Below are 23,816 nucleotides of genomic sequence, written 5' to 3'. Positions count from 1 at the left end.
AGACTGGCGCTCTGCACACCAGCGCTAAAGCACACCGCTCCTGCCGATCCGAGCGTGATAGTCGGAAGAGGATTGACCGTAACTGTAAAATTATTTGCTGCTGATACACATCCATTCGCATTGCTAACAGTTAAAGTCCCAGTGTATGTTCCTGCCGCTGTATTTGCCGGTATAGGGATATTGATCTGACTTGCTGGCAATGGAGCATTAAAAACCGACGCAAAAGTATTTGTTGGACTAGCGTTCCACGTAATGCTATAAGTAGTTGGCGAATTTGCTGGAGCGCTATAAGGCAATGCCGTGCTTTGTGCGCCTGAACTTATACAAACTACAGTAGTTGCACCTAATGTTATTGTCGGAAGTGGATTTACTGTTATAGTAAAATTCGTTGCAGCAGCAGATACACATCCAGCCGCATTACTAACCGTTAGTGATCCTGTATAGGTGCCCGCAGCAGTTCCAGCAGGAACAGTAATATTTATTGGAGTTGCTGGCAATACGGCATTTGTAACAGGCAAAAAACTATTTGCGGGACTCGCATTCCATGTTATACTATAGTTTGTTGGTGTATTTGTAACTCCAGTATAAGGTAATGCTACATTTTGTAGACTTGCGCTCGCACATACGGCAGTAGTTGTTCCTAAAGTTATTGTTGGCTGAGCGCTAACAATAATATTTGCAACACCATTTGCGCTAATAGATGAAGTACAATCTACAGAAGTCAAAGACGTAACTGTAATAATACAATTCCCTAAAGTAGTTAATCCTCTTGCAGTAAAACTTCCAGATCCTGCGGTACTAACTACCATTGGTTCTGTTTTTCCTGTTGCGTTTGGCAGACTTGTATTATAAGTAACGGTGTATGTTCCAGCCGGAAGACTTGTTGCTGTACCTGTTAATTGTACTTGTGAAGTAGTCCCTGTACAAACATTTGGTGCAGATGTCCCAGTTAGACTATACGTTTTGCAAGTATAAGTAATGTTAATATTACCTCTTGCTCCACTCCCCCCATTTTGTGCAACATTAGCACTTAGAGCTCCGCCGCCTCCGCCGCCGTTAGTCCCTCCATTAGTTCCAGCAAGATCTGTTAATAATAAAGTAGATTGCGCAGCTCCACCAGCTCCAGCTCCAGCTACTGTACCGTAATTACCTGCATTTCCACCAGCACCAGACGTAAGAAGTAAACTTAATGCTGCAACTCTACCATTTGTACCATTTGCACCTATTGCAGTTCCGAGATTTCCAATAGCACCAGTACCTCCTGTTCCTCCTGTTGGAGTAGAAGTTGTTGCAATATTACCTTTTCCTCCTAGACCTCCAGGCGCATTGAAAACACTTGTAAATCCCGTTATAAATGATGCTCCTCCTGATGCTCCATCACCAGCTCCTCCGGCAACAGCTGTTCCAACTACATAATTCAAGCTTGAAACGCCTATTGTATTAATTGTTCCTTTAGCATAAGCTCCACCGCCGCCGCCGCCGCCGCTTCTCCCTTCAAGAGGCGTCACTTTGGCTCCACCTCCAGCGCCACCGGCTCCCCAAGCTTCAACAGTAACTACATCCATACCGGCAGGAAGAAGAAGAGATCCGCTAGTTGTGAATGGGTGTGATATTTGTGCTTTTGACGTTGTATAAAAAATTGACAAAACTAAAACTAGCAGAATTCTTAATCTTCTACTTGATTTTAATAGTTTTTCAATATCTGCTATTAAAGATAAATGGCTGAAGAAACTCAGCATCGTAAGTAAATCTTTTTTCATCTTGTGGCATTTTAGTAATTGAAAAATAAATTCAAACTCAAAACAAGATAAATTGCAAAATCAGGAAGATTAAAGTTTGGGAGTCAGCTTAACAAGAATATGGAATTAAAGAAACCCTCCAATTTTTACAATCAACTTAAGGCAGATAAAAAGACAGTTTTTATAACTGTCCTTTTCGAAGAAAAAAATTATAATACAAAGGCTTATAGAAATACTTTTAATCGATTAAAAACGCTTTTAATCGATTAAAAGCAACTACAAGGTACGATTTTATTTACATTGAAATTCATAATGTAGTATTAAACACATAATTTTAACAGCTAAAATCTAAAAACTATAAAAAATAAGAAAAAACTGTTAAAAAATAAAATAGCAAATATTACATTATTGATTATCAGTGCATTGAGACAGCAAAAAGGATTTGTTCCAATAATTTTTCAATTATTAAAAAATTACCTTTTTTGAATTGGATTTGCCATTTCCAAAAATGACTTTTACAAATAAAACCTGATGAGAAGAGATCAAGTTTTGAACAGCGATTTTTTTAGTTTCAAGTTTATCTTCTTTAAAGATTTGATTTCCCAAAACATCAAATATTATAATCTCACTTATATTTTCTTTGGTAGATTCGATATTTATAATGTGATTTTTAGCAGATATTAATACGTCATTAGAATTATCTTTAAAAGTTGTATTCCCTAAAGTTTTATCATTGTAAATTATCGAAAAACGATTATGGAAAGTTCCGACCTCAGACGTAAATTGATAAGGCCCTTCAGAAAGATTATGAACCAGATTTAAATTTTTATCTACTAAAAAAATAGGTTTGTCATTAAAAAAATCATCTTGATGATCGATTTCTACTTTAAAACTATCATTAATAGTCGTTTTATATCCTAAAGAAATTGAATCATTCTCCGAAAAAGGCAATTCACGCCCCTGAATCACTAACTTTTTATCTTCTATTATACTATAAAAATCTACTGCCGTTCCTGAACTCAAATATTCTGCATCATACATTAAATCAAAAGAATTTGAAGCTTCTGTCGCGTAGCCTAATAAGATCTGTTTAAATTCATTTCCATTATTTCTAATGTTTAGCCAAAATCGATACTTTTCGTTAATCGATTTTACTTCTGAATTTGGAGCTGGTCGAAAAAAAGAAGTATTTCTATCTCTGACTCTCATGCTATTATTAAATTCTAAATAACCAGTCTGATTGCTTTTCACAAAAAAACCTTGCCCAGAAGCGATAAGACCATCTGGCGCATCATTACTTATTCCGGAATTTAAAGCTGAACTTGTACCAACTCCGCCTAGTAAATTATAAACTGCATAATCATCATTGCTATAACGAGCGGTGTTAGTTCCTGGTATAGTTATTCTGGGTGGCGTATTATGTGTCCAGAAATATAACGTTCCTTTTGTTTTTGGAGCATTACTCCTTAAGAAATCATCTGCATTTATTGCACAAGGGTATGGATTACCAACGAAATAATATCGCTCTGGCGCAATAAATTCAACTTTTAATTTACCATTATTTGGAATTCCTTTAAAAACACCTTCCAATATTCCTCGCTCGCTATTAGAAAAACTTTGAGGTGCTCTGACACTGTATCCATGCCCTGGATCCATAGTGAATGTTCCGTAAAGATTTGTTTTCCATCCTAAGATTGGATCAAACCATAAATATTTATCAAAATATGTTTCTGGCGAAAAATCACATAATTTCATATCTGCTACTGGCGAAGACCAATAAGTAAGATCGAATCGGATTACGGGTTTTGTTTTTCTTTTTACATGAACAATTCCAGTATTTACTATATCATCGTCATCTTGATATAAACTGGCGGCATTTTCTACAACCAATATTCCTTTGCCAGTATAGGCGAACTCAATCACTAATGTGTTATTCTCAAGCAAAGTAACCGTTTTTCCTTCCTCTATATTACACCCGCAAATATTAGTAGTAGTCAAATTTGGAAAATTTTCTTTAAAATACACCTCTTTTCCTGCAGAAGGAAAACCGTTTGACCATGAAGTTCCATTCCAAGTTGTTGTATTAATGCAAAATTTTAAACGAGCTATTCTATGTTTTGACTTGCCAGAAACGGAGTTAAAATTTCCTCCAATTATCAATTTATAATCTTCATTAAAATTCATCGCATACAACGCATTATTTAGCGGTGCTATGAAAGAATTATCAAAGATTCCTGAAGATGATAATCGAATCAATCTAGAAGAAGAAATGGCATTATATGTTCCAGAAAAAGTTCCTCCTACCCAAATTCTATCATCTGGCTGCACTAAAATAGCACGAACATCTCCTTTATTGAAGCCACTACCTGAATCGAAGGTATCATCAAGACTTCCATCGTTGTTTAACCGAACAATACGCTTTTGTGAAACCTCATTAAAAGTCAAAAAAGAACCACCTACAATAATCTTCTGATTGGATTGAAGTGCAATTGCAAAAACATATTTATCAAAACCAACTCCTATATTAAAGCTCTCGTCAATACTTCCATCTTGATTTAATCTTACTAAACCTGCAAAGGGTATATTATTGAAAGTTTTAAAACGACCTCCTAGAAGTATTTTCCCGTCTTTTTGCAAAACCAAACTTTCTATGAAAGAGTCTGCGCCTAAACCAATATTAAAATCAGGATCTCTTGCTCCGTTTGGAAGAATTCGGACAATTCTACTAGCATTGACTGCAGATCCATTATATTTTGTAAATGTTCCTACAGCAATTATTTTTTGATCGGATTGAATGGCCAATGCACTAACCTGTCCATTAAATCCATCTCCACTATTAAATGAGTTATCGATATCTCCATTTGGAAATATTCTAACAATACGATTATTCGTAAAGTCATTGTATTTTGTAAAATTACCACCTAAAATTATCTTTCCATCTAATTGCAATATGGTAGCTTTTACTGCATTATTACTTCCTGAATTCGTGGCGTTAAAAGTAAGATCGGTTGTGCCATTTTCTAATAAACAAGTAATTTTTGAAGCAACATTTCCATTGAACTTTTTGAAATTTCCGCCAATTATAGTTTTTCTATTTGGAAGAGGCAAAATGCTAAAAACAGAATTGTCAAAACCAATACCTGAAGCCAAGTATGAAATATCATGTTCTCCTTCGTTACTGATTTTTACTAATCTTCCTTGATTTAGACCATTAAAAACACTGAAAGAACCACCGACAAACCAAGCCCCCTCTTCATCAAATTCTAAAGCGAATACTGAAGCTGTTGCTGGCCCAGAACCGATATCAAAATTAGGTTTTATGCTTCCATCGGGTTCTAATAAAATTAGTCTCACCACTTCGTTGGTATTGTAAAATCCCGTAAAGGAACCTCCAACCATTATTTCTCCATTCTTATTAATCTTGATTGTTTCAACTGCTTCTTTACTAAAACCAGAACCACTTACGAAACTTTCATCTCTAATTCCGTCTTCATTCAAACGGATGATCCTATTAGCGGTAATATTATTAAAAGAAGTAAAATTTCCTCCTAAAACTATTTTACCATCAGGTTGCAAAGCAATGGTATTAACATCATTGTCAAATCCTGCTCCACAATTAAAACTAGAATCAAAAGTCCCATTAGCATTGAGTCTAATAATACGATTAGCTGAAATAGTATTAAATATGGTGAAATTACCGGTTAGAAGTATTTTCTCGTCTGCTAAAATTTTTACTTGTGTAACATTTAATAAAGATCCCGAACCAATAAGAAATGTAGAATCTAGCGATCCATTTGGCAGCAAGCGTGCAACCCTGTTTATCTTACTACTATTATAGTTGGTAAAACTGCCTACAATAATTATTTTCCCGTCAGACTGTAAGGCAATATCATAGACAATTCCTGAAGTTGCTCCAATTGTTGTATTAAAAGTAGGATCATAAGAACCATCTTGATTCAAACGGATTATTCTTCCTGCACTAATTCCGTTATAGCTTGTAAAGTTTCCTCCAATTATAATTTTTCCATCTGATTGTAAACAAGAAGAATAGATTTTACCATTAAAACCCGTTCCCGTATTGAAACTTTCGTCTATGGATCCATCTGTATTTAAACGGGTGAGGTAAGAAACAGCTGTTCCGTTCAATCGCAAAAAATCGCCACCAACAAGTAAAGTTCCATCCTTTTGCATGAGAAGAGTTCGAACAGTACTATCAAACCCATCACCATTTTGTCCATCATCAAGAATGTTAAAAGAGTTGTCAATTTTTCCTTGCTGAGCAGAAACCGTACGAAGTGATATTGAAATTATGATTAGTAAATAAAATATATTTTTAATCAAGACTATATAATTGAAGTTAATATTTGTAAGAATTAAGCTAAAATTATAAAGCGGTTATTAAAAATACAATACCTAGATTTAGGGATATTTTATTAAAAAAAGCCCATTCCTTAGAGAAGAAATGGGCTTTGATGAAGTATTATTTTTTTATGGTAAATTAGAAAAAACAACTTTTTTAGAAACTGTAGAACCGTTTTCTAAAGTTACTTTAACTAATAAAACCTGATCGCTAGAATGCAAATTATTAATTTGTAATTCTGACGAATTTACTTTGTTTTTACTATACATTAACTGAGCTCCAACATTGAAAATATTTACGTCTTTAATTGTTTCTTTAGAAGAAGTAATACTTACTACTTTATTTTTCACTGAAATTAAGACGCTATCTTCAATATTTTCAAAATCACCAGTACCTAATGTTTTATTGGTATAACGAAGAACAAAACGATCTGCAAAAGTTCCGGCTAATGTAGAGAACGTATAATTCTCATTTCGTAAATTGATTATTTTCCCTGTAGTTTTATCTTCTAAATAAACCTCTTGTTTATCAAAGAATCCATCAGCATGATCTATTGCTATAGTAAAATCACTATCTATAGTACTTTTATAACCCAACGGAACAACATCTGTATCGTCAAACGGTAAAGCACGTCCTTGAATGGTTAATTTCTTTGTTTCGTTTATACTATAAAAGTCGATAAATGAATTAGCTCCAAGCGTTGCAGCATCATAATTAAAATCTACGGAATTAGTAGCACCTTGAATATAACCTACTAATATTTGTTTGAAGGCACCTTCAGTATTTCTAATGTTCAGCCAAATACGATTTCTTTCAATACTAGCACTTTTAGCTGTTTTAAAGAAATTAGTATTTTCTGTTGCTCCTTCACGCATATCATTATTAAAATGTATTACTGTCGTTTTTGGTTTAGCAAAAAATCCCTGACCTGCGGCAATAAATCCATCAAATGATTTAGGTGCTGTTTCTCCATTAATATCTGTACTTCCAGCAGCCGTACAAATTATATAATCATTACTACTGTAACGAGCGGTATTGTCTCCAGGAGCTTTCTGCGGAAGTAAGGCATGTATCCAGAAATAAAGCGGGCCCAGAACATCAGGATTAGCATCCCACAATTTCTCTACATCTATCGGTGATGGATAAGGATTTCCTAAGAAAAAGTATTTATCTACAGCTACACCTGTTACGTCTATATTACCGTTATTTGGAACTCCAATAAATTTTCCTTCAAAGGTACCTCCATCAACATTATCAAATTCTTGAGGTCCTCGAATGCTGTATCCTTTTCCTACTTCCATTGGCAATGTTCCATACAAATTAGTTGCCCATTTATACTCAGAAGACCAGTATAAAAATTTATCGAAATAGGTAGTCGGTGACAAGTCTTGCATTCTAAAACCTTCTGGTTTTGTTGATTTAATTGGACTTGACCAATAAGTTAGATCAAAACGGCGTACGTCGGTTGCTCTAATATAAACGATATCACCATCATTTTGGACATTATCCTTTTGTACTAAACTAGAACCACTTTTAAACACCAATTTTCCATTACTTTTTACAATGTTTGTAATTCTTAAAGTAACATTAGACGGGATTTCTACATCTGGTCCTGTAGTTGGAACATCAATAATTAAAGAACATGCCACTACATTTGGTTTATTGCTTTTAAAAGGTTGATCTACTGCTACAGATTTAATTACAACACTTTTGCTTCCATCGGGTTCACCATTACTCCATCCTGAATCTGTCCATTCTGTAATAGAACTTTCGTCTGTTATGACAACCGTTGCAGCGTTTGAGGTACAACCTGTAGTATTATCTTTAACTGTAAAACTATATGTATCTATTGTTAGATTTTGGATAGGTACAGAAGAATCTGTTCCAGAAAAACTTCTTGATCCAGTAGTTAATCCTGTTTGATTAATTGTCCAATTTGCTGGTAAATCAGTTAATGTTATAATACCGAAACCACCACAAGATACATTGTTGTTTTTTGTAATTGTTGGGGTTGTTGGGAGTGGTTTTACTGTTATTGTTGCAGTAGCACTATTAATAGAAGCACAAACACCGTTTGTTATAACAGCTCGGTAAGATGTAGTTGCTGTCAAATTAGAAACTGTAAGTGTTGTACTCGTATTATTTATAACTGTACCTGCCGTTGCGAAATTATCCAATGAAGATTCCCAATGTGCAACTATTCCTGAATTACCGCTTAATGTTAATACAGTATCGCCTGTACCTGAACAAACTGTCGTACCACCTGCAATACTTCCTCCTACTGGCAAAGAATCTACATTAATAGTTCCTGTTGCAGTAATAGTTCCGCAACCGCCAGTTAAAGTAATCGTATAATTATAAGAATTTGTAGAATTTACTGTTGGAGTTCCGCTTATTGTTGCAACATTTCCTGCCCAGATTCCTGAAATTCCAGCAGGAAGGATTCCAAAATTTACTCCTGTCGCTCCATTAGTAGAGTACGTAATATTTGTAATTGCTGTATTAGCACATACGGTCTGTGAGTCTGTTCCTGCAGCTGAAGTTAGTGTTATGGTATTGTTTGGGGTTACAGTATTAGTAATTCCTGCACTAGTTGATGTACAGCCTGATGCATTTGTAACATCTACAGTTACAGTCTGTCCATTTGTTAAAGCTGTTGTTGTATAAGTGTCACTAGCTCCCGATTGAACTGTAGTAGAACCAACTTTAAATGCATAACTCGTTCCACCTGATGCAGTAAAAGTCACTGATGTTCCTTCACAAAAAGTATTATCTGCGTCATTGCTCACTAAGCCTGCTACTGGTAAAGCCAATACATTAACATAAGTAGTAGAAGAAACAGAAGAACAACCTCCTGCAGTAGTTACAACAACTGTCGCGTTCTTAATTCCTGTTCCTGTAACCGTTATTTTAGGATTTTTTATATCAGTTTGCGAAAAGGTCACCCCTGTCGATGTAGTTGTCCAAGAGTATGATACGCCTGAAGCAGGGACATTTTCAACATCTAACTGAACACTTGCACCATTACAAGCATCTACAGTTTTAAATTTTCCTTTAGGTGTTGTTGTCGCTACAGGGTTCACTTGAGAAGTAGGAAGTAAAACAATGTTGTCTACAATAGAACCAAGTGTAGTAGTTTCAAGTGAGTTGTAAAATTCAATCCAAATAGAAGAAGTTGATGGTGTAAATTCAATAGTCTGAAAAACAGAACTATTAGTTGTATCACTAGTTGTATAATTTCTTGTTATTGTACTTGATCCGTCAATTATTTTGACATCAACCGCAACAGTAGGAGAAGATCCCGGTCTACGAGCGTAAATAAAACTTAAAGTATAAGGAACGTTAGGAATAACTGATACCGTTTGTCCTAATGATGCTTCTACATCTAATTCTGCAGTATAATTTTCACTATTGCCGTTTGGAAAATAGACATTTTCTTTTAAAACTTCAACCTTCGTTCCTTTCGTAGTAGCTTTTGACCAATTATTTGTACCATTACTAAAATCTCCGTTTTGAATTAAATTACCTACACAATTTGAAAGAACTACATCATCTGTAGATGAACCACAACTAGCAGTAGTTATTGTCCAATTTAATGTATATACTCCTGCTCCAAGAGGAGTAAATGTAGCGTTAGCAGCATTAACATTACTAAACTGAGTTAGAGCTGTACTTGGACCACTCGCTATACTCCATGTACCTGTACCAGCTGTAGGTACATTGGCTGCTAACGTAAATGCTCCATTGCCATATTGATCAGCCCCCGCATTGGCTACTGTTGGTTTTGGGTTTACTGTGATTGTTTTGGTAACTATTGCAGGGCTACATGAAACTCCGGTAGCCGTCAGTGTTAATGTAATATTTCCTGATTCTGATGCGCCAGCAGTATATGTTGCACCTGAAGGACTCGTAGCATTATTCCAAGTTCCTGATCCGCCACTCCAAGTACCGCCTGTAGCTCCGCCACCAATTGATCCGCCCATGGCAGCTGATGTAGCTCCTTGGCAGATTGCCGCCACAGCCGCTCCCACATTAGCTGTCGGTTTTGGGTTCACAGTTACAGTTAATGTAAATGGCACTCCAGTACAACCTCCTGTAATTGGAGTAACTGTGTAAGTAGCTGTTTGAGCTGTAGATGTGGCATTTGTTAATGTACCTGTTATAGTAGCTGATGCAACAGTATTTGCCGCTCCACCTGTTAATCCTACAGCTGAAACTGATGGTGCGGTCCATGTATATGTTGTATTATCAGGAATTGTTCCATTTGTACCATTTTCTGGTGTTACTGTGAAAGCTGTTCCCGTACAAGCATTATATGTCATTGAACTAATTGTAGCTGACGTCACATCTACCATAACTGGTGCTGAATAAACTGTTGTTCCACCACAGGTAGCCGCTACACGATAATAGGTTTTTACAGTTTGAGTCGTTGTAAATGTTGATTTAGAATTTGCAGTATCCAGATAATAAATGTTAACATTATCAATAACATGATAATCGTTTGATGCTCCTGTACGCCCAGAAAATTTGAATTTCCAGTTAGATTTATCAGAAGACAAATAAGCTGCCGGTAAAGCAAGATTGGAAACAACAACTGTTCCTGCTATAGTAAGTGTTAAATATCCTTTATCATTAACACTCATAACAACATTATTGGATGTAGTCGAGCTTGTTCTTAAATTAAACGGCGCATTTATAGCACTATTAAAAATACTGCTTCCATTGTACGTAATTCTAACTCGGCTACCAGTTTGAACTCCTTCATTATCATAAGTGTCAAGTTGTAAAACAATTCCTGAACCTTCACCATTTTCACCACCTCCTCCATTGTTAGCAATATTTGAAGCGTAGCTCAAACTAATACCATCAGCACCACTACCTCCATAAATTTTATAATCAAAAGATGCTGAAAAAGTATTAATATTCAAACCTGGTGTTTTTTGGATTACAAAACCTCCTGTATAACCTGTATTTAATGTTGTCAAATATAAGACTCCACCAGTTATACTAGTATCACTTCCATAAAGGCTAATATCCCCAACATTAGTATTTGCTGCTTGATCGGTAGAAAAAGTACTGCTAAAAAAAGTTGTCGGAGTCGCTGTCGCGCTTGTCCAAGGAGCATTTCCATTAGGAGAAGTCTGCCACACATACGATGTACCGTCTGCCATTGTATTTTGCAATGACAATGTAAAAGGAGCATTAGGACAAACTGACGATGCTGTACTTAAAGTATTGCCAGGAGCATTTCCTACACAAGCGTCTAAAATAGTAATATTATAATCTTGAATTTGTCCCGTACTTCCTGATATTGCACAAGAGTCTGTATTATAATCAGTTGTGCGACGACTCATAACCCTCATTTTGGTTGATCCCGAAGCAGCACTTGTTGGAATTTGCAAATAAATAGAAGTTGCTTTTCCATCTGCACCGGTAGAGTTGTTTATAGTACCTATTTTATAAGGTCCTTCTCCTGAGTCGGCAAAATCTCCGTCTCCATTCCAGTCAAAAAAAGCAGTATAATAATTATTTACGTTTCCATTAGTATATCCCCTAACTGTTAGTTCATAATATTGTCCTTTCGAAACACTAGCCGCGGCAACATTTGAATAATAAATATAAGGCGCTGTAGAGGAAGGTGAAGTTGGATTATTGATTGATCCAAATAAAACATTTGTAATAGCAGTAACTGATGAAAAAGTAGTACAAGTACTTGACGATACATTTATTATACCAGAATTAGCAAAATAAGTATCATTTTTATTCTGCGCCGCAGAACTTGAACTTCCCCATGAACTCGGAGCAACTTGACTACTGTTCAGTGTAAGGGTATTTGCAGTATGGGTTGTGGTTCCTAAATCTGCTTTTACTCCTGAATTTATAACTAATGCACCAGCTACTGTCGTCGTTCCAGTAAAATATTTTGTTCCACTTCCAGCTAATGTTAAGTTATTAAAATTTGAAACATTAAATGATTGATTATTATTGTTTCCATTTAAACTTACTGTTGCTGTTCCGGGATTAAATGTCCCTGCATTTGTAAAATTGCCCGTGATTGTCAAATTATTAGCTCCTGATGTTAAGCCTCCACCTGTAATTGATAAATTACCATTTATTGTTAAGGCTGTTCCTAATGTGGTAGTTCCTGAACTAACAGTTAAATTATTAAATGTGCTAAATATATTTGTTGGCAAAGTATTATTTGTCTTTAATTGAACTGTTCCGCTGCCAGAATTAAAAGAATTTGAAGAGGAAGTATTACCTAAACCGATACTATTTGTTATTAAAGTACCTCCATTAGTCATATCTAATTTACCATATTTTGTACCACTACCCCCTAGAGTAAAAGCACCATTTACAGTAAGCTGAGAAAGAGAACTTGAAAAATTTAATGTCGCCGTGAAACCATTTACACTCCCGATATTAATTCCTGCACAAGTATATCCTCCATTAACATTAACTATATGATTATTTGCAATCACTACATTATCAATAGGACTAGGGGGGCCGCTTGTAGTCTCATAAGCCCTATTTGTCATACTATTTACTGCATTTGAAGTCAGTGTAAGAACAGTATTACTAGTAATTGAAGCCACAGTTCCTATTGCTGCCCCATTTGATCTTGCAATTACAGACCCAACTGTTAGTTCTGTCAAAAACGAAGTCCCATTTCCATTTACAATATTTGAGGTATTATTCGTAGTAACTGTACCAGTTCGACCAATATCATTTGCAACCCAAGTTGCTGCAACATTCCAGTTGCCAGAATTATTACTTGTTACGGTACCAGATTGAGCCAATAATTGATTTGCTGAAACCACAAAAAACATCCCAACACAAAGCAATCCTAAACTTGATATGCTTGATTTTTTGGATAAAATCTTAGGGGAAATGAAGAATAAAAACGAGTAAAGTAATTTTCTCATCATATAACAGTAGGTATTTGTTTTAAATTTGTTTTTGGTTTGCTTAAAGCAAAAAAGGCATTTCTTTCAAAAAAAAATAAATGTTCTTTTGGTATTATATTGAAATCCAAAATGTTAAAATCTTGGCATTTAGCCGAAATTTAAAAATGTTAAAATTCCGTACAAAAATATTTAAATTAGCCTAATACACAAGGTTATAATTTATTTCTTTTTATAAAATATTAACAAATTTTAGAAATATTTTATAACTAATTGACTATAACTTCATTTAAACGTTAAAACGCATGAAAAAACCGACGAACAGCACTTTTACCATCAAAGAAGCTTTACAAAAATTAGAGCATTTTTGTGCTTATCAAGAGCGCTGTCACGATGAAGTTGTTGATAAATTATACAGCCTAAAAATGACTCGTGATGAGATCGATACTATTGTAGTTCAGCTTATTGAAGGCAACTTTTTAAACGAAACTCGTTTTGCTTGCAGTTTTGCTAGAGGCAAACACAGAATTAAAAATTGGGGAAAAATCAGAATTACAAACGAATTAAAAGCGAGAAACATTTCTTCAACAAATATTACTTTGGCTTTAAAAGAAATTTCACCCGAAGAATATTTCGAAACTTTCGAAAATCTTGCAGAAAGATCTTGGAATACTATTTCTGAAACTAATCTTCTTAAAAAGCGTAAAAAATTTTGTGACTACATGCTTCGAAGAGGTTTCGAAAGCAATTTAGTTTACGAAAAAGTAAAAGAATTAGAAGAAAACTAAACTTGTTTTTTTAATACTCCAAAAAGAAGAATTTTTATAAATTTTCTAAATTCTTAAAACTTCTCATCCTCAAAAAAACAACACAACTCATAGTTATAAAATATTCCTATTTCTAAGATTTTATAGCAAATCTGACGTTTTTTAGTCTAAAAGCGCAAAAAACAACCTCGAAAAATTCATTTTTTTACGATTATTCTTATAATATTTTCCATTCTTTTATAAGAATATTTATCGAACATTAAAATTTTTAATGTAGTTCATCGACTATTTTAACAATTCATCGATTATATATGGGTTCTCAAAACCCTACCAAATTCTAGCTCGTAGATGTATCTATCTTTGCCGCGCTTCGAAAGTTCTATGCCAGCATAACAAATTGATAGAAAACATTTAACATGAAAAAAACTTTACTTTTATTCTTATTGTTGCCTTTTTTTGGATTTGCTCAAGGTTTGAGTGGTGATTATATAATTAGCAAAACAAATACGTTAGCAAAATTTGAAACACTGACAAGCGCTATCGCAAAATTAGAGCAAGTTGGTTTTGATGGTCCAGTAAATTTTTTGCTTGACGAGGACCAAACCGTTACCTCGCAATACGTACTTAAAGAATACGCCAATTCAAGCGAAACAAACATTCTTACCATTAAACCCTACACTGATAAAAACATTACAATTACTGCTAAAAAACCAAATGACTATACAGGGATTGCCGCAGTTTTTTTATTTAATGGAGCCACGAATATAATTATCGATGGAAGCAATTCTACAGCCAACACAAGAAATTTAACTTTAATTAATGATGACGCGTTAGGTTACGTAGAAAGATCAATTATTTGGATAGCTAGCAATGGCACAAAAGGATCAAATAATATTACTATAAAAAACAGTACTTTCAAATTTTCTAATCGCAATGCTGGAGTAAATCTTTTATCGGGAGTTTATTCTGGAAACAATACTATAGGAGGAAACAATACCATTAGCAAAGAAGCAAATTCTGCTAGCAATTCAAAAATTACGATTTCTAATAATGAAATGATAAATACGAAAGAAGGTATTTACATAAACGGAAATGGTACGGCGACATTATCTCCTAATTCATGGAAAATTAAAGAAAATAAAATTGGAAGTTCTATTACAGAACAAAAGCCTATTAGAGGAATGTATCTTTCTAATATGCTAAATTATGAAATCTCCAATAATACAATATCAGGAGTTAGAAACACCGAAAATCAAAGTAATGATGCTGCAGCAATTGTTCTTTTAGGAACTAGTACAGGGACAATTTCTAGCAATACAATTGATGACATTGCAAATGCTGTACACAATAATGGTTATTTAACAGCTGGTATATTGGTTAAATCAACAGGAGTTACCAATATCTTCAATAATATAATAAGTAAAGTTTACAACACTACAGCAAATTCTGATAAAGGGAATTTTCAAAATAGAGGACATAATATTTTTATAACATCTGGAAGCAGAACTAATGTATATTACAACACTATTATTGGTAGTGGAGCGCCTACTGGCACAACACGCGCTTCTTGTCTATATACAACTGGGGGTTCTGGAATCAATGTTAGAAATAACATTTTTATCAATACCCAATCTGGCATACAATATGCCTTCTTTATTGCTGGCGGTACTTTAGGTACAGTTAGTCATAATAATTACTACGTAACAAACAGTTCAGGTGGCTTTTCTAATAGAATTGGCGGAGGAGACGACGGAACTGAATATATAGGAACAGGTGCTACAGGAGTTACGGCTTGGAATAGTGCCACTTCAGAAACTAATTCTACAATCATCAACCCTTCTTTTACTTCTGATTACCACTTACAAGATGTTGCAGCCAACAATGATTTGCAAGGAATAGCCATTTCAGAAGTTACAAATGATATTGATGGAGAAACAAGGGTTAAGCCATATATTGGAGCAGATGAAATCTTAAAGTGCGCACCAACAGGTGACCAAACTGCTTTTGGATCAAATATTTGGAATGGATATGTTTATAAATTAACAACCAATACCATGCCTCCAAATATTTCTTATCCTGCTTTGCCAAGCACTAGTATTGCAACTTATATAGGAACTGTAACTGAAAACAAAAACTTTGATAGAAATATTGGAGGTGGTGCTGTTACTGGTCAAACTTCGAATTTTGCTTGTGATGTTGCTCCTTCAGATCGATTTTTTGTACGATATAAAATGCTTGCTGATATTACTGAAGCTGGCGTATACAGTTTTGATATTGGAAGCGATGACGGGGTAAGACTATATATCGATGATGTAGCTACACCTCTTATATCAAGATGGAATGGTCATGGCTACACTATGGATTATGCTACACAAGATTTAGCTATAGGCCAACATAAATTTGTTCTTGAGTATTATGAAGACGGAGGTGATTCAAGAGTTTCTTTTTTCTTTGGCATTCCAAAAGGAAATCCTTCTGAATATGGAGACAAAGTTTGGAACGTTTATGGTTATGTGAACAACGATATAACCTTGGCCAATGTAAGATATGCTGGTTATTATGTTGATCCAAATTTAAATCCCGATTCAACAAATTATTGGCCAAAAGATAAATCTCCTTCAGCTGCAACCATCTGGCAAGGTTCTCAAATACCAGACAACAATTTTACAGTGGTTTACAAACGCAAAGGTTTTGATTGTGGATTATACCAATTAAAGCATATGAATCATGATGATGCTATTGAGCTTTACATCGATGATAAATTAATATTTTCTAAATATGGTTGGGATAATGCTACATATTTAATTAACAATGGAGATCTTTACCCTTTAAACAGCGAGTCTAGAGTAGAGATACGTTTAAGAGAAGACGGGGGCGATGCTAACCTTGGAATTAATTTTACAAAAACAGATATTATTTACAATGGGACTGGAACTATTCCTGATGGAAGTAGCTTAGTAATCAATAAAGACACTGCTTTAGAATCTGATCTTAAAGTTTGCTCCTGCACGATTAATCCAGATATTACTCTAACCGTTAAAAAAGATGTTACCCTAACTGTTGATGAAAACATAAAAGTTGAAACAGGAGGTAAATTACTAATTCTAGACGGCGGATCATTACTTCAAACTTCAACAAGTAAAGACATGTTTTCTGGAAGCATGCAGGCATTTGAAATACAAAGAATTACCAAAGTACGACGTTTTGATCTGACGTATTGGTCACCACCAGTAAATAACCCAGATTTTAAAATGAATACTTTGTCTCCTGAAACCTATTTTGATAAATATCTTTACTGGTCTTCTGATTTCAAATGGGCAACCAATCTGTATGGAACATTGCCAATGGAAGTTGGAAAGGGATACAGCATTCGAGGACCACAGTCTTTTAATAATGAATCGGCCTCTGATTTTACAGGAAAATTCTATGGAAAACCAAATAATGGAGACATTGTAATTCAAACCACCGCAGATAAATATTATTTTACAGGAAATCCTTATCCATCTGCTATTGATGCTCGAAAATTTATTAAAGCAAATGGAGATGTCGGACCATTATATTTTTGGACACATGCATCGTTGCCAAAAAAAGAAAATGGCAGCAACACTGCTACATACAGCAGTCCAGATTATGCAATATTTACATCATTAGGAGGAACAAGAGCGACAACTGGAGGAGAAATGCCTTCTGGATATATTGGGGTAGGACAAGGCTTCTTTGTAAAACCAAAAGTAACTTCAATTATTTTCAACAATGATCTACGTGTAAAAGCACAAAATACGCAGTTTTTCAAAACTACTGCGAAAGAAACCGAAACTGAAGTAAATCGCTTATGGTTAAATCTGAGTAATAATGAAGATGCTTTCAAACAGCTATTAATAGGATATGCAGAAGGCGCAACAAATACTTTCGATTATAATTATGATGCCGTTACACTAGCAGCTAATTCTTATGTAGATTTTTATACGATTAACGAAGCAAAAAAATTGGCTATTCAGGCAAGAGCTTTACCTTTTGACAACACAGAAATAATTCCTCTTGGCTATAAAGCAACTGTAGAAACTTCGCTTACAATCTCAATAGATCACGCAGACGGATTTTTCGACCAACAAGCAGTTTATCTTGAAGATAAAACAACAGGTATAATAACAGATTTACGTGCTTCAAATTACACTTTTACAACTCTTGTCGGAACTTTTCCAGATCGTTTTGTATTACGTTACACTAATAAAACACTTGGCACAGATGATTTTGAAAATTTAGCCGATGGAGTTTTAGTAGCTGTAAAATCAAAAGTTGTAAATGTAACCAGTGGAACTGAAAACATTAAAGAAGTTCAGATTTATACTATTGGCGGTCAAATGCTTTACAACAAAAACAAAATTGAAGCTAAAGAATTGCAGATTCCAAACTTACATTCAAGCAATCAAGTTTTATTAGTAAAAGTAATTCTTGAAAATGGTCATGAAACAAAAAAGAAAATCATATTTAATTAATAGCAAAAACCCATCTTAAAAGATGGGTTTCTTGTTTTTATTTTTAAAATTCAGTTTTACAGCAATCGCACTGATAACGATATTTTGAATAAAAAGGCATCAGAACAAAAAGCAGTGAAAAAATAAATGCAACTAATGATTTCGTATCTCTTAGTGAAGTAATCATTTCGACTTTTTCGGCACCGCAATTTGGGCATTGAATTAAATCATTCTTTTCATCTAATGAATATTGACTAACTGTCGAAAGAATTTCACTTGCTTTTTTAAAATCTTCTTCTCTCACAAAAAGCTTGACCCCACCAACAGCATTACTCCATATCGGATTTGAATCTACTATGTGATTATCTCTTAAATAAACTTCTATTCCTTCAGATTCTAGCTTGCCAAAGAATATTTGGGCTTCTGATGAATATTGATAACTTCTAACTAATCTAAAACCTTCTTTCATACTTAAAAAACAAAATCTCTAACCAATTCTAAAACTTTATTAATCTCTTCCTGCGAATTATAACTATGAAGACAAAAACGTATACGTTCTTGGCCTTCTGGAACAATTGGAGAAAAAATAGATTGAACATCGAATCCTTTATCTTGAAGATTTTCCGATAATTCTTTTACATTTTTATTACAAGGAATAATAGCAGAATGTATTGGAGATTTACTATGTACAAACATTGGCTTTAAACCTAATAAATTTTTCTGCTGATTAAAAAACACAATATTTTGACGAAGTTTTTCACGGGTTTCTTTTTCGATTTCCAACTGTTGATACGCTATAAAAATGGTTGCTACAGCATGAGGAGATAATCCAGTTGTATAAACAAAGCTTCTCGCAGAATTGATTAAATATTCTTTAAGACTATCACTTCCTAAAATTGCAGCGCCTTGACATCCTAAACCTTTTCCAAAAGTTACAATTCGAGCAAAAAATTTATTATGCAATTGCAAATATTGAGTTAGACCTTCTCCTTTATCTCCAAAAACGCCTAAAGCGTGAGCTTCGTCAACAATCAAATAGCAATTGTATTTTTCTGAAAGATACACCAGTTCTTCTAAATTCGGACTATCGCCATCCATAGAAAAAACAGTTTCGGTTACAATATAAATTGTAGCATTTGAATGGTTAAGAATAAGTCGCTCTAAATCTTCAACATCATTGTGAATATAATAATGAGATTTAGCTCGAGACATTGCGATTCCATCTTTTATTGAGGCATGACATAATTCATCGCACAAAACAACATCATTTTCTTGCGGTACAGCGCTAAAAAATCCCAAATTGGCATTGTATCCCGAATTGAAAATTAAAGCCGCTTCTGCCTCATGAAATTCCGCTATAAAACTTTCTGCAATTTGATAAAGAGAATGATTTCCTGAGATTAATCTTGAACCTGTCGCTCCGTTTTGGAAAATCTCATTTTCTAATAAATAAGCATGACTGTGCTTGAAAATAGTTTCTGACTTCGAAAATCCGATGTAGTCATTAGACGAAAAATCAATCAGATTATTAAATACAGGCAATTTTCTAAACAGATTGTTCTGTATACAAGTTTCCAATTTACGATTAAGATTTTCCGGCAGCTTCATAAAAACAAAGTTAGACAATTCATTTTAGAAAAAACAAGCAGCGAATTTCTGTGAAATTCACTGCTTTTCTAAATTTAAATTGCGCTAATAAAAGGCGATTGATGACTATATTTAGATTCAACCATTTCTTTTACTAGAAATTTCGAAATATCCAATGCAGTAATTCTATCTCCTAAACAATCTTCAAGATTTACAGAGATTTTATCACTATCATCAGAAAAAACAATTAACGGAACACGAACCTGCGTCCAATTAACCTTACTGTTAGTTAAAAGATCGTAAGTTAATTGACGGTCTTTCTGAATTTCAGGAAAGTTAGTTTTCATCCAGTCGGTTGCCATGATTGTTTTTGGACTTTTTTTATCAAATGGAGTATCGATATTTAATCCTACAAGAAGAATGTATCTCTGAATTTCATATTCATTCATAGCATTTAGAACATTCTTTGTCGCCTCACTCGCTACCATCGGTTCTCCTGGTCTCTGACCAATAGTGCTAATTACAGCCTGACAATCCTTAAGCAATAATTTTACAGATTCTTCCTTAATAGCATCACCTTTAATGATTTCAATTTTTGAATTTTGAAAGGTAAAATTGTCTGGATTTCTTAATAGAAGTTTTACACTAAAACCGTTTTCTAATAATTGGTTTACAAGATATTTTCCTGTTCTTCCGCCACCGCCAAGAACAGCAACTTTTGATATATTTTTCATATATATTCTTTATAAAATTTGACATAAGTAATATATGCCCCGTCAAATAAGACGAAGCAATAACATAAAAGCTTACTGAGCTTTTACAATTGATCAAATATTTTATAAAGAGATTTTGATAGTTCAAAAATACAGAAATAAAAAAAGCCAGACTTTAAATCTAGCTTTAAATGTATTTTTTTTTTAACAGTTTAAAAGATTGTATACGTCACCGTATTACTCGTCGTACTATTGATAGTATATTGAGTAGTCGCAGGATAACCTCGTTTTACAATATCACGTTCTGCAGCAGTAAGTGGCGACTCGCAACAGATTCCCAACCAAGGGGCAGTATATGTTGGACCAACGACGACATTTGTAGCTTCTATTGAAGCTTTAGTAACATTCTCAGAACTTGTAGTTAGAGACATTGTCCCAAAACTTAATGCAATTAGCAGTATTCCTAAAAAAACTTTTTTCATAATATTTTTTTTAAATGTTATTATACTTACAAACGTAGTTAATAATCAGTAAAATATTACAACTTTTAAAATGGCTTTTTCATGTTTTTTGTTAATTTTCTGACATATAAAATATCAGACTCAAACAAAACAATACAAAAGGCAAATACTAACTATTGTATATTCTCTTTTACCACCCATTTAAAATTTCCTTTCTCTGTAGCGTCAAGCAAATCAATATTGAGTTTGTTGGAAAGATCGAGAGAAAATTGAAATGCTGATTCTTTATCTTCAAAACTGTACATTTTATAATGTCTGTTTTTAACGTACCAAAGATTTGTCCCAAACTCACCATATCTATCTTCAAAAAAAGAAATATATTCAAACTCTGTAGCTTTCAATTTCACATCATAAGAAAATGGTCCAATAATGTATCTTGAAATTACTGTATTAGTCTCCAAGTTTATCAGCATGTTTTTGGTCGCCGAAAATTTGAATCCATAGACTAAACAATATGTTCCACATAAAAGAAATGTAACAAAAGCTCTGATGGCTATTTTAATCGACACTTCAATAAAAGCAAAATATACAAACAAAACAATCATGTATATGAAAGCTCCAAAAAAAATTGATGCTAATAATAGCTCGTACCAAGCTCGTTTACCAGTAAAAATCGAAATTTCATTTTCTTTTTTTTCTCCCATGTGCCAAAAATAAAAAAAGCCAGACAATGTTGTCTGGCTTTTCTGCTTATTTTGAAATTGTCTTAGTCAACTAATACAATTATCTTATTGTTTTTCATTTCGATTGTTCCTGACTTAATCTCTAAAGTATAAGTTTGGTCATTCACTCTCGTAAATTTATCAGCAGCCTCTTTAGAAAAACTGAAGCTTGGAGCTGCAATTTTAATTGTCCCTTCTTCTAAAATAGAAACAATTGGCGCGTGATGATTTAAAATCTGAAAGCTTCCATTAACTCCTGGTAAAGTAACAGATGTTACCTCTCCTGAAAATAATTTCGCTTCTGGTGATACTATTTCTAAAATCATATTTTTTTTAGTTAATAGTTGATGGTTGATGGTTGATGGTTGCTTTCTAACAACTGACAACTAACAACTAACAACCAATATTATTATGCTTCAGCTAACATTTTCTCTCCAGCTTCGATTGCATCTTGAATAGAACCTTTCAAGTTGAAAGCTGCTTCTGGAAGGTGATCTAACTCACCATCGATGATCATGTTAAATCCTTTGATAGTATCTTTAATATCAACTAATACACCTGGAATACCTGTAAATTGCTCTGCTACGTGGAATGGCTGAGACAAGAAACGTTGTACACGACGTGCTCTAGATACTGCAAGTTTATCTTCTTCAGATAATTCTTCCATACCTAAGATCGCGATGATATCTTGTAATTGTTTGTATTTTTGAAGAATTTCTTTTACTCTCTGTGCGCAGTTGTAGTGCTCATCTCCTAAGATATGTGGAGTCAAAATTCTTGAAGTAGAATCTAACGGGTCAACCGCAGGATAGATACCTAACTCAGCAATTTTACGAGACAATACAGTTGTTGCATCTAAGTGCGCGAAAGTTGTAGCTGGCGCAGGGTCAGTTAAGTCATCCGCAGGAACGTAAACCGCTTGTACAGATGTAATAGATCCTTTGTTTGTAGATGTAATACGCTCTTGCATAGCACCCATCTCTGTTGCCAAAGTTGGTTGGTAACCTACTGCAGATGGCATACGTCCTAAAAGTGCTGATACCTCAGAACCTGCTTGTGTAAAACGGAAGATATTATCAACGAAGAATAATACGTCTTTTCCTTGGTCAGATCCAGCTCCATCACGGAAATACTCAGCGATAGATAATCCTGAAAGTGCCACACGTGCACGAGCTCCAGGTGGCTCATTCATTTGTCCGAAAACGAAAGTAGCTTTAGACTCTCTCATTCCTGGCATATCTACTTTAGATAAATCCCATCCTCCATTTTCCATAGAGTGCATGAAATCATCACCGTATTTAATAATTCCTGACTCTAACATCTCACGAAGCAAGTCATTTCCTTCACGTGTTCTTTCACCTACTCCAGCGAATACTGAAAGTCCACCGTGACCTTTTGCGATATTGTTGATCAACTCCTGAATCAATACTGTTTTACCAACACCAGCACCACCAAACAATCCAATTTTACCTCCTTTTGCATAAGGCTCGATCAAATCGATTACTTTAATACCTGTGAATAAAACTTCAGATGAAGTTGATAAATCTTCAAATTTAGGAGCTTGTCTGTGAATAGGCAAACCGTTTTCTCCTGTTTTAGGTAAATTACCTAAACCGTCAATGGCATCTCCAACAACATTAAATAAACGTCCATATACGTCTGGACCGATTGGCATTTGGATTGGATTACCAGTTCCAACTACCTCATATCCTCTAGACAAACCGTCTGTAGAGTCCATAGAGATTGTACGAACAGTGTTTTCCCCAATGTGAGATTGTACTTCTAGAACTAAGATAGTTCCATCTTTTTTAGTGACTTCTAGTGAATCATAAATTTTTGGAAGTTCAACATCTTTACCGTTGAAAACTACGTCAACTACTGGTCCAATGATTTGAGCAACTTTTCCTATTACTTTTGACATTACTTATGTATTTATTAAATAGCTATTTAGGTTTATCGAAAATACCTCTTTTTTCAGAGCGCAAAGATAATTTTTTAAAATATAAAATCAATTTTTTTTTCATAAAAAATAGCATGATTTTGTTTGATTCATAAAACTTGCTCAAAAAATAACAAAAACAGCATTT

11 protein-coding genes and 1 pseudogene are annotated in these 23,816 nt (G+C 34.2%); 2 read left to right on the top strand and 10 right to left on the bottom strand.

Annotated features, from left to right (window positions below; genetic code table 11):
- The 3 genes and pseudogenes from JC605_RS05580 to JC605_RS05570 form a co-directional block, all read right to left on the bottom strand.
- Window positions 1–1,760: pseudogene (locus JC605_RS05580) on the bottom strand (hypothetical protein); the annotation flags it as partial.
- 444 nt (window positions 1,761–2,204) lie between these two features.
- On the bottom strand, window positions 2,205–6,080 hold the full coding sequence (locus JC605_RS05575; protein ID WP_198855245.1) for a T9SS sorting signal type C domain-containing protein: 3,876 nt from the start codon (window positions 6,078–6,080) through the stop codon (window positions 2,205–2,207).
- A 147-nt stretch (window positions 6,081–6,227) separates the two neighbouring features.
- Window positions 6,228–13,028 (bottom strand): GEVED domain-containing protein, encoded by a 6,801-nt coding sequence (locus JC605_RS05570; RefSeq protein ID WP_198855244.1) that lies wholly within the window; start codon window positions 13,026–13,028, stop codon window positions 6,228–6,230.
- Window positions 13,029–13,309: 281 nt separating this feature from the next.
- On the opposite strand from JC605_RS05570, the gene JC605_RS05565 reads away from it, so the two are divergent.
- Window positions 13,310–13,792 carry a regulatory protein RecX gene (locus JC605_RS05565; protein ID WP_198855243.1) on the top strand — a complete coding sequence of 161 codons (483 nt, stop codon included), beginning with the start codon at window positions 13,310–13,312 and terminating at the stop codon, window positions 13,790–13,792.
- Window positions 13,793–14,187: 395 nt separating this feature from the next.
- Complete coding sequence (locus tag JC605_RS05560) at window positions 14,188–18,267, top strand: T9SS sorting signal type C domain-containing protein (protein ID WP_198855242.1); 4,080 nt, start codon at window positions 14,188–14,190, stop codon at window positions 18,265–18,267.
- A gap of 43 nt (window positions 18,268–18,310) precedes the next feature.
- On the opposite strand, the gene JC605_RS05555 is transcribed toward JC605_RS05560, so the two are convergent.
- The 7 genes from JC605_RS05555 to atpD all read right to left on the bottom strand — a co-directional run bounded on the left by JC605_RS05555 (window position 18,311) and on the right by atpD (window position 23,650).
- Window positions 18,311–18,715: a DUF2007 domain-containing protein gene (locus JC605_RS05555; RefSeq protein ID WP_198855241.1), complete on the bottom strand. Its 405-nt coding sequence runs from the start codon at window positions 18,713–18,715 to the stop codon at window positions 18,311–18,313.
- A 2-nt stretch (window positions 18,716–18,717) separates the two neighbouring features.
- A complete protein-coding gene (locus JC605_RS05550; RefSeq protein ID WP_198855240.1) occupies window positions 18,718–19,854 on the bottom strand; it encodes a pyridoxal phosphate-dependent aminotransferase family protein in 1,137 nt (378 codons plus the stop codon).
- A 74-nt stretch (window positions 19,855–19,928) separates the two neighbouring features.
- Window positions 19,929–20,567, bottom strand: a complete 639-nt coding sequence (locus JC605_RS05545; RefSeq protein ID WP_198855239.1) for an NAD(P)-dependent oxidoreductase — start codon at window positions 20,565–20,567, stop codon at window positions 19,929–19,931.
- Between the two features lie 191 nt (window positions 20,568–20,758).
- Window positions 20,759–21,028, bottom strand: coding sequence for a hypothetical protein (locus JC605_RS05540; protein WP_198855238.1), 270 nt, complete (start codon window positions 21,026–21,028; stop codon window positions 20,759–20,761).
- A gap of 152 nt (window positions 21,029–21,180) precedes the next feature.
- A complete protein-coding gene (locus tag JC605_RS05535; protein ID WP_198855237.1) occupies window positions 21,181–21,711 on the bottom strand; it encodes a hypothetical protein in 531 nt (176 codons plus the stop codon).
- A gap of 62 nt (window positions 21,712–21,773) precedes the next feature.
- Entirely contained in the window at window positions 21,774–22,055 is a 282-nt protein-coding gene (locus JC605_RS05530) for a F0F1 ATP synthase subunit epsilon (protein WP_177211684.1), read from the bottom strand.
- A gap of 83 nt (window positions 22,056–22,138) precedes the next feature.
- Window positions 22,139–23,650 (bottom strand): F0F1 ATP synthase subunit beta, encoded by a 1,512-nt coding sequence (gene atpD, locus JC605_RS05525; protein ID WP_198855236.1) that lies wholly within the window; start codon window positions 23,648–23,650, stop codon window positions 22,139–22,141.
- Between the last annotated feature and the right edge of the window lie 166 nt (window positions 23,651–23,816).

It is taken from the genome of Flavobacterium sp. IB48, from assembly GCF_016405855.1.
GTDB lineage: Bacteria > Bacteroidota > Bacteroidia > Flavobacteriales > Flavobacteriaceae > Flavobacterium > Flavobacterium ginsengisoli.
This window is presented reverse-complemented; position numbering and strand designations above follow the sequence as displayed.